The sequence below is a fragment of the Massilia oculi genome, assembly GCF_003143515.1.
GTDB classification, from domain to species: Bacteria; Pseudomonadota; Gammaproteobacteria; order Burkholderiales; family Burkholderiaceae_D; genus Telluria; species Telluria oculi.
On record NZ_CP029343.1, the window covers coordinates 5,470,084 to 5,481,643 of the forward strand.

The 11,560-nt window shown below is 62.6% G+C and carries 11 protein-coding genes; 5 read left to right on the top strand and 6 right to left on the bottom strand.

Annotation, left to right across the window (positions count from 1 at the left end; translation table 11 throughout):
• Positions 1-109 precede the first annotated feature (109 nt).
• Positions 110-1,276 carry a GGDEF domain-containing protein gene (locus tag DIR46_RS24560; RefSeq protein WP_162819625.1) on the top strand — a complete coding sequence of 389 codons (1,167 nt, stop codon included), beginning with the start codon at positions 110-112 and terminating at the stop codon, positions 1,274-1,276.
• Here DIR46_RS24560 and DIR46_RS24565 read toward each other — a convergent pair.
• On the bottom strand, positions 1,248-1,736 hold the full coding sequence (locus tag DIR46_RS24565; RefSeq protein ID WP_109347574.1) for a DUF4124 domain-containing protein: 489 nt from the start codon (positions 1,734-1,736) through the stop codon (positions 1,248-1,250). The genes DIR46_RS24560 and DIR46_RS24565 overlap by 29 nt on opposite strands.
• Positions 1,737-1,886: 150 nt before the next feature.
• Between DIR46_RS24565 and guaB the strand changes: the two genes are divergently transcribed.
• Together guaB and guaA are read left to right on the top strand one after the other, a co-directional pair.
• Positions 1,887-3,347, top strand: a complete 1,461-nt coding sequence (gene guaB / locus DIR46_RS24570) for an IMP dehydrogenase (protein ID WP_109347575.1) — start codon at positions 1,887-1,889, stop codon at positions 3,345-3,347.
• Positions 3,348-3,441: 94 nt separating this feature from the next.
• A complete protein-coding gene (guaA, locus tag DIR46_RS24575) occupies positions 3,442-5,052 on the top strand; it encodes a glutamine-hydrolyzing GMP synthase (protein WP_109347576.1) in 1,611 nt (536 codons plus the stop codon).
• 25 nt (positions 5,053-5,077) lie between these two features.
• On the opposite strand, the gene DIR46_RS26830 is transcribed toward guaA, so the two are convergent.
• The 4 genes from DIR46_RS26830 to DIR46_RS24590 all read right to left on the bottom strand — a co-directional run bounded on the left by DIR46_RS26830 (position 5,078) and on the right by DIR46_RS24590 (position 7,783).
• Positions 5,078-5,263, bottom strand: coding sequence for a hypothetical protein (locus tag DIR46_RS26830; RefSeq protein WP_162819626.1), 186 nt, complete (start codon positions 5,261-5,263; stop codon positions 5,078-5,080).
• Positions 5,264-5,654: 391 nt separating this feature from the next.
• Complete coding sequence (locus DIR46_RS27995) at positions 5,655-6,125, bottom strand: TolC family protein (RefSeq protein ID WP_370659949.1); 471 nt, start codon at positions 6,123-6,125, stop codon at positions 5,655-5,657.
• Between the two features lie 26 nt (positions 6,126-6,151).
• A complete protein-coding gene (locus DIR46_RS27455) occupies positions 6,152-7,306 on the bottom strand; it encodes an epoxide hydrolase family protein (RefSeq protein WP_109347577.1) in 1,155 nt (384 codons plus the stop codon).
• Positions 7,307-7,351: 45 nt separating this feature from the next.
• Positions 7,352-7,783, bottom strand: a complete 432-nt coding sequence (locus tag DIR46_RS24590; RefSeq protein ID WP_109347578.1) for a pyridoxamine 5'-phosphate oxidase family protein — start codon at positions 7,781-7,783, stop codon at positions 7,352-7,354.
• A 72-nt stretch (positions 7,784-7,855) separates the two neighbouring features.
• On the opposite strand from DIR46_RS24590, the gene DIR46_RS24595 reads away from it, so the two are divergent.
• Positions 7,856-8,548, top strand: a complete 693-nt coding sequence (locus tag DIR46_RS24595; protein ID WP_109347579.1) for a TetR/AcrR family transcriptional regulator — start codon at positions 7,856-7,858, stop codon at positions 8,546-8,548.
• A 305-nt stretch (positions 8,549-8,853) separates the two neighbouring features.
• On the opposite strand, the gene DIR46_RS24600 is transcribed toward DIR46_RS24595, so the two are convergent.
• Positions 8,854-9,489 (bottom strand): PEP-CTERM sorting domain-containing protein, encoded by a 636-nt coding sequence (locus tag DIR46_RS24600; RefSeq protein WP_162819627.1) that lies wholly within the window; start codon positions 9,487-9,489, stop codon positions 8,854-8,856.
• Positions 9,490-10,067: 578 nt separating this feature from the next.
• Here DIR46_RS24600 and DIR46_RS24605 point away from each other — a divergent pair.
• Positions 10,068-11,513 (top strand): NAD-dependent succinate-semialdehyde dehydrogenase, encoded by a 1,446-nt coding sequence (locus DIR46_RS24605; protein ID WP_109347581.1) that lies wholly within the window; start codon positions 10,068-10,070, stop codon positions 11,511-11,513.
• Positions 11,514-11,560 lie beyond the last annotated feature (47 nt).

Consider the following 11,560-nt stretch of genomic DNA (forward strand, 5'->3'; position numbering starts at 1 on the left):
AATTGGATAGATTTCTCAGGGTTTCTTGGTATCATGTCGGCGTCCCGTCTTGCCGCCCGCCGCCCGCCTGATTGCTGTGCCGATGTTGAATGCCCTGAGTCTGATTTTAGTGACCACCGCCTTGTCGGGGGTCATGCTGCTGGTCCTGTCCTCGCTTGCCAAGAGCGAGGTGGCGGGCATCCGCGAGTGGCGACGGGCGAACCTGCTGGCCGTGGTGGCGCTGCTGCTGTTCGCCGCGCGCGGGTTCGTTCCCGAGTTCCTGAGCGTCGAGGTCGCCAACGCGCTCTACATGGGTACGATCACCTTGGCCTACGCGGGCTTCCGCCGCTTCCTGGGCCGTTCCGTCCCGTGGCGCTGGCTGGCCGGCGGCGCGCTGGCCGCCATGGCCGCGCTCGTCTTCTTCCATCATGCCGTCGAATCGGCGCCGCTGCGCATCGTGGCGATGTCGCTCTACCATGGCGCCGTCTGTTTCTCGATCGGCTACACCCTGCGCGGGACGGTCGAGCCGCGCCTGCGCTACTCGTTCACCTTCACCCGCAGCGCCGCCCTGGTGCTGGGCGTCGGCCACGCCTGGCGCGGGACCTTCTACGCCATCGACGCCTACCAGCCTTACTCGCTGCTCGAGGCGAGCACCTATAACCTGGTGTTCTTCGCGATCGGCACCCTTGCCTTGCCGGCCCTGACCCTGGGCGCCGTGATGATGGCCAATGCGCGCCTGATCGCCGCCAGCACGCACGCCGCCGACCACGACCACCTGACCGGGGCCGCCTCGCGCCGCGCCTTCTTCGCCTTCGCCAAGCGCGAGCTGGCGCGGGCCGAGCGCCGCGGCAGCCGCCTCGGCCTGCTGCTGGTGGACGCCGACCACTTCAAGCGCATCAACGACACCCATGGCCACGGGGTCGGCGACCAGGTGCTGCGCGACCTCGTCGAGCGTACCCAGCAGGTGATCCGCAAGGTCGACTACTGCGCGCGCTTGGGCGGCGAAGAGTTCGCGGTGCTGCTGCCCGACGCCGACGACGGCACGGTGCTCGCGGTGGCGCAGCGACTGCGCGCCGCGCTCGAACGCGCGCCGCAGGAGGGCGCGGGCGCGGCCGGCGTGCCCTATACCGTCAGCATCGGCATGGCCATGCTGCAGCCGGGCGAAGACATCACGAGCCTGATGGCGCGCGCCGATACGGCCCTGTATGCGGCCAAGGCGGGTGGACGCAATCGCGTGGAGGCGGCGCCCGAACCGGCCCTGGCGCGGATTAGCGGCACTCCTGCACTGCACGCCTGACCTGTTCGCTGCGCGCGGCTTTTTCTTCGTCGCTCATATAGGTTTTTTCGCCATCCGGTCCGATCCGCGCGACACGGATGCCCGATGCCAGATTGGCCTGCGTCTCGCGGGCCGCCGCGCAATGCTCGGCCAGGCGCCGGCGGCGCCCGGCTTCTTCCTGGCCTTTCTGCTCCTGCTCCGCGCGCGCCTTGCTGCGTTGGCGGAAGGCGGCTTCCTGCTCGGCCAGGGTGGGTGGCGCGACAGCGTCCTTGCTCTTGTCGGGCGGTTCCGGAGAGGTCGACGGTTCCAGCGCCGGGCGGCCGGGCGACTTGAGTATCTTGCTGGCCGGCGTGCCGGGCGGCGGCGGGCGGTCGGAATACTGGCGCGTGCCGTTGGGGCCGATCCAGACGTACTGGGCATGGGCGGCGGTGGCGGCGAAGAGGAGCAGGGCGCCGAGGGCGTGTCTGGACAGAAGAGGCATGAAATGGTTCCTGGATGAACGCGTCGATTTCGCCATGTCCTGGCCTGGCTGTCAATCGCCGGGCGCATCGGGCAAAAGAAATTTTGGCCTCCCCGGCGACGGAAATTGGGAGTTTCTGTATAATTTGCTTTTGCGCCTATAGGAAATACTATGCGTCTCCTCCAAAAAGCACTCACCTTCGATGACGTGCTGCTCGTCCCCGCTTACTCCAACATTCTTCCGGCCGCAACTTCGCTCCGCACCAAGTTGACGCGTAATATTTCGCTGAACATCCCGCTGCTGTCGGCGGCGATGGACACCGTGACCGAAGCGAATCTCGCGATCGCCATGGCGCAAGAGGGCGGCATCGGCATCATCCACAAGAACCTGAGGCCGAGCGACCAGGCGCGCGAAGTGGCGCGGGTGAAGCGTTTCGAAGCCGGCGTGCTGCGCGACCCGATCACGATCCCGCCGACCATGAAGATCCGTGAAGTGCTGGCGCTCTCGCAGCAGCACGGCATCAGCGGCTTCCCGGTGGTCGAGGGCAGCCAGGTGGTGGGCATCATCACCAACCGCGACCTGCGTTTCGAGGAAGACCTGGAGGCCGAAGCGCGCGCCAAGATGACGCCGCGCGACAAGCTGGTGACCGTGAAGGAGGACGCGGACACGGCCGAGGCCAAGCGCCTGATGAACAAGCACCGCCTGGAGCGCGTGCTGGTGGTCAACGACAACTTCGAGCTGCGCGGCCTGATCACCGTGAAGGACATCCAGAAGTCGCACGAGCACCCGCTGGCATCGAAGGACTCGCAGGGCAAGCTGCTGGTCGGCGCCGCCACCGGCGTGGGCCCGCGCGACGAAGAGCGCATCGAACTGCTGGTCGCCGCCGGCGTCGACGTGCTGGTGGTCGACACCGCCCACGGTCACTCGCAGGGCATCCTCGACCGCGTGAAATGGATCAAGCAGCGCTTCCCGCACGTGGAAGTTATTGGCGGCAACATCGCCACCGCCGCCGGCGCACTGGCGCTGGTGGAAGCGGGCGCCGATGCGGTCAAGGTCGGCATCGGCCCCGGCTCGATCTGCACCACCCGTATCGTCGCCGGCGTCGGCGTGCCGCAGATCACCGCGATCTCGAACGTGGCCAAGGCGCTGGAAGGCACCGGCGTGCCGTGCATCGCCGATGGCGGCATTCGCTTCTCGGGCGACATCTCGAAAGCGCTGGCAGCCGGCGCCCACACGGTCATGATGGGTTCGATGTTCGCCGGCACCGAAGAAGCGCCGGGCGAGGTGATCCTGTACCAGGGCCGCAGCTACAAATCTTACCGCGGCATGGGCAGCCTGGGCGCGATGGCCGACGGTTCGGCCGACCGCTACTTCCAGGAAGCCTCGAGCAAGGCCGACAAGTTCGTCCCGGAAGGCATCGAAGGCCGCGTCGCCTACAAGGGCAGCGTGCTGGCGATCATCTTCCAGCTGATCGGCGGCGTGCGCCAGTCGATGGGCTACTGCGGCTGCGCCACCATCGAAGAGCTGCGCGAGAAAGCGGAGTTCGTCGAGATCACCTCGGCCGGCATGCGCGAATCGCATGTGCACGACGTGCAGATCACCAAGGAAGCGCCGAACTACCGTTCGGAGTAATCGCCATCCAACGCGGCCTGCAAACGGCCGCGCTCTTGTAGGGCGGACGGGCACCCGTCCACCCTGCTCACAGATCACCACTTACTGTCCTCCCATGCATTCCAAAATCCTCATCCTTGATTTCGGCTCCCAGGTTACCCAGCTGATCGCGCGCCGCGTGCGCGACGCCGGCGTGTTCTCCGAAGTCTTCCCCTATGACGTCAGCGACGAGTTCGTCCGCGAATACGGCGCCTCGGGCATCATCCTGTCGGGCAGCCACAACTCGACGCTCGAAGGCGATTCGCCGCGCGCGCCACAGGCGGTGTTCGAAGCCGGCGTGCCGGTGCTGGGCATCTGCTACGGCATGCAGACCATGGCAGCTCAGCTCGGCGGCAAGGTCGAGAACGGCCTGAAGCGCGAATTCGGCTACGCCGAAGTGCGCGCCCGCAACCACACCGCGCTGCTGAACGGCATCAACGATTTCGTGACCGACGAAGGCCACGGCATGCTGAAGGTCTGGATGAGCCACGGCGACAAGGTCCTGGACATGCCGCAAGGCTTCAAGCTGATGGGTTCGACCGACAGCTGCCCGATCGCCGCCATGGCCGACGAGGAGCGCCGCTTCTACGCGCTGCAGTTCCACCCGGAAGTCACGCACACGACCCAGGGCGAAGCCATCATCGGCCGCTTCGTGCACGAGATCTGCGGCTGCAAGTCGGACTGGAACATGCCGGATTACATCGGCGAAGCCGTCGCCAAGATCCGCGAACAGGTGGGCACCGATGAAGTCATTCTTGGTCTGTCGGGCGGCGTCGACTCAAGCGTGGCCGCCGCGCTGATCCACCGCGCGATCGGCGACCAGCTGACCTGCGTGTTCGTCGATCACGGCCTGCTGCGCAAGGACGAAGGCAAGATGGTCATGGACATGTTCTCCAAGAACTTGGGCGTGAAAGTCATCCGCATCGATGCCGAAGCGCAGTTCATGGGCCACCTGGCCGGCGTGACCGATCCCGAGCAGAAGCGCAAGATCATCGGCCGTGAATTCGTCGAGGTGTTCCAGGTCGAAGCGGGCAAGCTGACCAATGCCAAGTGGCTGGCGCAGGGCACGATTTATCCGGACGTGATCGAGTCGGCCGGCAAGGGTAAAAAGGGACAGACCATCAAGAGCCACCACAATGTGGGCGGGTTGCCCGAGACGCTGAACCTGAAGCTGCTCGAGCCGCTGCGCGAGCTGTTCAAGGACGAGGTGCGCAAGTTGGGTGTTGCGCTGGGTCTGCCGCATGACATGGTGTATCGTCATCCGTTCCCTGGGCCTGGCCTGGGCGTGCGTATCCTGGGCGAAGTGAAGAAGGAGTATGCCGACCTGCTGCGCGAGGCGGATGCGATCTTCATCGAAGAGCTGCGCAACACGCCGTTCGAAGTGCCGCATGTGCCGGGCATCGATGCGGGCAAGGCGCCGGTGAACTGGTATGAAGCGACCAGCCAGGCGTTTGCCGTGTTCCTCCCGGTGAAGTCGGTGGGGGTGATGGGCGATGGGCGTACTTATGAATATGTCGTTGCGCTGCGCGCCGTGCAGACGCTGGACTTCATGACGGCGCAGTGGGCGCATTTGCCGCATTCGCTGCTGGGCAAGGTGAGCAATCGCATCATCAATGAGGTGCGTGGGCTGAACCGCGTCGTGTATGACATTTCGGGCAAGCCGCCGGCGACGATCGAGTGGGAGTGAGATTTCCTACAGGACATCATTCTCATCAGGTTTGAAAAGGCTCGCTTCGGCGAGCTTTTTTCTTAGCAGGCTTGATCCAACAGCGATCCTCTTGAGCTGATTCATCACTGGCACTCTGGTCTGCCGAGGTCGTGTGATTGTCGGTGACGCTCGCATTTCCGCCAATTCTGGGCTCAGAACCTCGCTTTGCCGGAAGCTGGAAGTCGGTCATTTAGCTCCGACGAGCGTGCCGCCAGGAATGCGAGACGAACCAGTCAGGTCGGCGCGACCTGCCTCACTAAGCGACCTCCACGACTGCAGGGGGCGATCCAGTAATAGGGAAAGGATTGCTTCGGCTCCCCTTTCTGTCAGTGTCATCGTCCAAAAGATGCCACATCGGTTCGGATCGTGTGGAATTGGTTGCCGTCGCCAGGATCGCCAGCTATTGACTTGTACATTGCACTGGCGCTGGTGAATTCGCAGCGCCGCAGCTCCAGTAGCTCATGCCGGGCCAGGTAAAGCTGGCGTTGGGACTCCAGTAGCCAGAGCCGGCTTTGCAATCCTGCGCGATAGCGCAGTGCTGACAGCCTGGCTCGCCGCTCCGAGGATGCAACCACGGTTTTCTAAGCCGCCATTTGCTGTCCGAAAGTCGCCTGGCCCGCCAGTCCGTCCGCCACTTCGAGAAACGCCACCTGGGTAACCCGTTCATACTCGACGACGGCGAGGTTGTTGCGAAGCTCGGTCACACGCAATTCGGCGCGCAGTCGGCCATGGGATAACATCGGCAGCACCACTTGGGGCGCGAATGTCCAGCCGCGATGCTGGCTGTCGAAGAGTGCTCCGAGACCCGCGCTGGCGTAGCCAAAGGTTCCCGACAGCGACAGGCGCGGAAAGAATGCCGCGCGCGCCGCGCCGATATCGGCATTGGCCTGTTGCGCCGCATGCAGGCGCCGGGCCAGCGACAGCGATTGCCGCCAGGGAAAGCACCGCTGAACGTCGTTGGCTGGCTCGTCGTCGACCATTTCGGTCAGCATGACGGCCAAGTCGGGCGCGAACGCATTGAGCCGGTCGATGCGCGCACTGAGCCAGGCCAACGTCGAACCACGCGCTGGACAGATGCCTATGCCATTGCTCGGAAAGTCGCGCGCACGTGCTCGACGAAAGCCGCCGGGTTCTCCATTGCTGCGAAATGGCCGCCGCGTTCGGCCTCGCCAAAAAAGCGGAGGTCCGCGAACCTCGATCCCGCCCATCGGTGTGACAGGCGCACCTGCTCCCCTGGAAACATGCTCACGCCTGCCGGGAGGGGAACCGGGCCGGTGGGCATGCCCTTTGCGATTTCGCGCGCGCCTTCCCAATAAAAGCGCGCCGAGCTAGGTCCTGCGTTCGGCAGCCAATACAGCATCACATCGTCGATCAAGTGGTCCAGCGCGATCACACGTTCCGGCTGGCCTCCCGTGTCCGACGCGTCCTGGAACAAAGCATAGAGCCAGCTTGCCAGGCCTACCGGCGAATCCGCCAGGGCGAACGCGAGCGACTGCGGACGGGTGCACTGGAGTTTCATGTAGCCGGAGTACTCCTGGTCGTAACGCTTGGCGTCGTCCAGCATGCGCTGCTCCTGCGGCGTCGCCTGTTCGATTTCTTTGCCCGTGGGATGGAACATCACCATGTTGAGGTGGATGCCCGCTAGTCCCGGCGGGCGCATGTGCGCGAGCGCCGTTGTCACCGCCGCTCCCCAGTCCCCACCCTGAGCCATCCACCGGTCGCCGTAGCCGAGGCGTTGCATCAGTTCGGTAAACGCCAGCGCAGTCCGGCCGACACCCCACCCGGGCTCGGTCGGCTTGTCCGAAAATCCGAAACCCGGCAAGGAGGGAATCACCAGGTGAAACGCATCCGAGGCGCTGCCTCCATGTGCTTGCGGCTGCGTCAGCGGAGCTATCACATCTCGGAATTCGAGGATTGAACCTGGCCAGCCGTGCGTCATTAGCAGTGGCGTGGCGTTTGGTTCCGGCGATCGAATATGCAGAAAATGAAAGCCCAGCCCATCGATGACGGTACGGCTGCTGCCCCAACTGTTCAGTAAGGCTTCCGTGCCGCGCCAGTCGTAAACCGTCCGCCAGTGGTCTACCAAGGCGCGGATCCGTTCCAGTTGGGGGCCTTGCGATCCGTCCTTGACCGTTTCGGCGTCCGGCCACCTGGTGCATTCGAGCCTGCGTGCGAGGTCGTCCAGATCGGCTTGTGAAACATGGATGGGAAATGCATCGACGGCGTTGTTCATGCTAACCTTTCGGGTGTTGTCATTGGTTTCGGAGGAAAGCGGGTTTTAGAGGGTGATCTCGCCTTGCTCGGCGCCGTGCCAGTAATGGATACGCGAGGCCCGAACGCGTATCATGACCATCCCCGGCGTCTCGGCCCCGTTTGGGAACCAGATGTCGAGATCCCTCGTCCAGTGGGCCACGAATTGGGCCTTGTCTCGAATGAGTTCCGCGCTGCCGTTCACAGCGATGAACAACGGCGCTTCTCCCCGTGGGCTAGGGGCTCCGGTAAAAGTGAGTCCAACCCGGGCGTCGCATTCGATGTCGGCAACCATACGGGCTTGCTCGTAGGTAAAGAAATAGCTGTCGCCAGCGTAGTCGACATCGCCATTGTTGCTCATGGGGCGGCTTGCAAGAGCACCTGATGCCGTGCGCGTCGAGAGCATGCCAAAATCGATCGCCTTCATTTTGTCAGAAAGAAACTTTAAACGCATGTCCATGGCTTCACAGTTAGTTGAAAGGAGTGAAACTGAACTGTACCATACAGTTCAGTTTTTGGAGGGGATGATTGTATGGCCGTGATTTCGGACGCTGTGACTATCCAAACACCAGCCACGCCGCGAAAACGCGGCGGGCGACCGTCGGCGGATCAGGCCGGCGATGTTGACCGGCGCATCCTCGACGCAGCAACGAGCTTATTTTTGCGATCCGGATTCGACGCAACGAGCTGCGACCAGGTGCTTGCACTGGCAGGCGCAGGCAAGGCGAGTTTATATGCGCGCTATGCCAACAAAGAAGCCTTGTTCAGTGCGGTGGTGCGGCGTTTCATCGAGCAATTAACGCCGCCTGCAGCAGACCAGCGAAGCGGTATGCCGGTGGCCGAGCGCTTGCGTACGGCGGGATTCGGTGTATTGCGGCACGCGCTTACAGATGAAGCGGTTGGCCTGATGCGCGCCTGCTTGGCGACAGCGCAAAGGCTGCCAGAACTTTCGCACATGGCGGGGCGCATAGGCCACGATGGCGGCATGGTGTGCGTGATGCGTGCTTTGTGTGGTCCGACACCAACGCCGGAGCAGACCGCACAGGCCTTGGTCGTCGCACAGCGTTTCATCGACATGGTACTCGTGCCCCAGCAGATGCGCGCCCTCATCGGCGACGATCACGAATGCCTGGAGAGCACAGCGTCGCGCAGAATAGACGACGCCATTACCCTGCTTGGCCGCGCCGGCCTGTTGGACGCTTTCGAGGCGGAGCCGGAAGTGTAAACGGCGTTGCAGGACAGGTCGATACCTCCGGATAAAGAGTCGATGGCAAGGCCCAGCAGTCGATGCCGCGTAAATTTCCACCGCCTCGAACCGGGTCGGTCCAGCTCAATCTCCCCACGTTGCTGGAGGATGCTGGTCGAATAGCAAGAATTGCCGGCTCAATGCCCGCATTGGCCGGATTCCGATTTCCGCACTGCCTTTGCGAGGCAGGCGGGACACCATGCGCTTGCCGACCGCGACTACGGTGGTTTTCAGGGCCGCTCTGGAGCAATGTGGAGCTTAATATTATCTACCGCTCTACGGTTCTACCGGGCGAGGCCGCTCGGCAGGGGGCGGCGGAAAACTGAGCGGATGATTCCAAGGCCACCAATCAACATGGCCCAGGATGCGGGTTCTGGAACCTCTACTGGAGAGAGGACAACATTATCGATTGCAAATTCCGGGAACTCTTGTCCGCCGGTGATCGTCAGGGATGAAATGTTGACAAAGTTCTTGAAGTTAAAGTTTGAAAATGACTCAGCCAGATTTTCTACCACGAAGATCGTATCCGTTACGACGCCATTCACTCCCATCGCAGTAAGCGTCAGGGTCAAGGGGCGGCCGTATCCGAGAAAGGTCTGGGCGACGTCCAATGCTGTAAAGGAAAACAAGCCTTTGTTCTCGAGATCGAAGGTAATACTACTCCCATTGAAACCATAAAATGCCGTCGTTCCGTTTGAAGTGCACCCGGTACTGCACATGCCTAAATGGTCCGCAGGATTATCCATAAGATAAAAACCGAATGGATCGATTGCGGAATAGCTTACTCTGAAGCCATCCTCGAAAAAGCTGTAATCGTAGTAACCGTAGCCACCGTCCTGGGATTCGAAGTCAATTGTGGTAGCCATTGCCGAATTTGCTAATAGCGCAGCCGATACGGACATTATTAATTTTCGAATCATGGTTGGTTCCTAATATGGAAAATATAAAAGCACCGCAAGCAGACCAACTTCGCTCGCCAGCGAGATAAACGCATCTCCAACTCTACAACGGGGTTGGCTAACTTTTCATGCCAAGATCGTTTCAATGGCAATCTGTCCAGTATATACATATCATCGAAGAACAGAATGCGGTTTGGCAACCATCATGCTCGGTCAAATTAATGTTTGGAACCAATCCAGAGTTGATAGATAAATCTTATACTAGCAAATGATTGAATATTGTATTAATGTGTATGTGTAAGAAATATCGACAGACCGCGTACTAACATTAATTTCTGAAAACATTTATATGTGTAGTGCAATATGGTTTCGCAATTGGCGCGACCCGCATGATTGGCACGGCTAGTTTCAACATTGGACAGGCTATCGTCTGTCGTCCAAGAACGGAAAATGGCAGTACAGCCTACCGACGTGTCCAAAACTAGCGGACCATTGCAGAGCCAAAGTGCGCCGTCTTAGGCGCCTGGATCGCGGCGCTCTCGGCCAGGCTTTGCGAAAAGGTCTATCATGGTCGTTTTACTTACCTGACCTTGATGCCCATGACCACTTCCAGCTATCCCGACATCCGCCTCCTGATCGCCAACGAATGGGTCGACGCCACCGGCGGCAAAACCATCCCCGTGGTCAACCCGGCCACCGGACAGCCGATCGGCAGCGTGGCCCATGCCGCCATCGCCGACCTGGACCGCGCACTGGCCGCTGCCCAGAAAGGTTTCGAGGCCTGGCGCGTCGTTCCCGCCGCCGAGCGCGCCGCCACCATGCGCCGCGCCGCCAACCTGCTGCGCGAGCGCGCCGGCGAAATCGCGCGCCTGCTGACGCAAGAGCAGGGCAAACCGCTGGCCGAAGCGAAGATGGAAGCGATGGCCGGCGCCGAGATCATCGACTGGTTCGCGGCCGAAGGCATGCGGGTGTATGGCCGCATCGTCCCGTCGCGCAATCCGGCTGCCCAGCAGCTGGTGCTGAAGGAGCCGGTCGGCCCGGTCGCCGCCTTCACGCCATGGAACTTCCCGATCAACCAGGTCGTGCGCAAACTGGCCGCTGCGCTGGCCACCGGCTGCTCCTTCCTGTGCAAGGCGCCTGAGGAAACCCCGGCGTCGCCCGCCGCGCTGTTCCAGTGCTTCGTCGACGCCGGCGTGCCGCCGGGCGTGGTGGGCCTGGTGTTCGGCGATCCGGCCGAGATCTCGGGCTACCTGATCCCGCACCCGGTCATCCGCAAGGTCACCTTCACCGGGTCGACTCCGGTCGGCAAGCAGCTGGCCGCGCTGGCGGGCGCCCACATGAAGCGCGTGACGATGGAGCTGGGCGGTCATGCGCCGGTGATCGTCGCGGCTGACGCCGACGTTGCGCTGGCGGTCAAGGCCGCCGGTGGCGCCAAGTTCCGCAACGCGGGCCAGGTGTGCATCTCGCCGACCCGCTTCCTGGTGCACAACGCGGTCAAGGACGAGTTCACCCGCGCGCTGGTCAAGCACGCCGAAAGCCTCAAGCTGGGCGACGGCCTGCAGGAAGGCACCACCCTGGGACCGCTGGCCAATCCGCGCCGCCTGACGGCCATGTCGCAGCTCGTCGACGACGCGCGCGCCAAGGGCGCGGTAATCGCCACCGGTGGTGAGCGCGTGGGAGATGCCGGCAACTTCTTCGCGCCGACCATCCTGGCCGACGTGCCGCTCGAAGCGAGCGTGTTCAACGACGAGCCATTCGGCCCGGTGGCGGCGATCCGCGGCTTCGACAGCCTCGAGGATGCGATCGCGGAAGCCAATCGTCTGCCGTTCGGCCTGGCCGGCTATGCGTTCACCAGCTCGATCAAGAACGCCCAGCTGCTGATGAACCGGGTCGAAGTCGGCATGCTGTGGATTAACCAGCCGGCCACGCCGAGCGCCGAAATGCCGTTCGGGGGCGTCAAGGATTCCGGCTACGGTTCCGAAGGCGGTCCCGAGGCGCTGGAATCGTACCTCAACACCAAGGCCGTCTCGATGGTCGGGGTCTGATCCGGTTGCTGCAGCCCGGCGCCGGATTGGCTGCCGGGCCATTGCGG

Coding starts and splice junctions, on each gene's coding strand:
- DIR46_RS24565 (WP_109347574.1), bottom strand. CDS start 1,736: ATGCCTCTTCTGTCCAGACACGCCCTCGGCGCCCTGCTCCTCTTCGCC.
- guaB (WP_109347575.1), top strand. CDS start 1,887: ATGCGTCTCCTCCAAAAAGCACTCACCTTCGATGACGTGCTGCTCGTC.
- DIR46_RS24605 (WP_109347581.1), top strand. CDS start 10,068: ATGACCACTTCCAGCTATCCCGACATCCGCCTCCTGATCGCCAACGAA.
- DIR46_RS24600 (WP_162819627.1), bottom strand. CDS start 9,489: ATGATTCGAAAATTAATAATGTCCGTATCGGCTGCGCTATTAGCAAAT.
- DIR46_RS24590 (WP_109347578.1), bottom strand. CDS start 7,783: ATGGACATGCGTTTAAAGTTTCTTTCTGACAAAATGAAGGCGATCGAT.
- DIR46_RS26830 (WP_162819626.1), bottom strand. CDS start 5,263: ATGACCGACTTCCAGCTTCCGGCAAAGCGAGGTTCTGAGCCCAGAATT.
- DIR46_RS27455 (WP_109347577.1), bottom strand. CDS start 7,306: ATGAACAACGCCGTCGATGCATTTCCCATCCATGTTTCACAAGCCGAT.
- DIR46_RS24595 (WP_109347579.1), top strand. CDS start 7,856: ATGGCCGTGATTTCGGACGCTGTGACTATCCAAACACCAGCCACGCCG.
- guaA (WP_109347576.1), top strand. CDS start 3,442: ATGCATTCCAAAATCCTCATCCTTGATTTCGGCTCCCAGGTTACCCAG.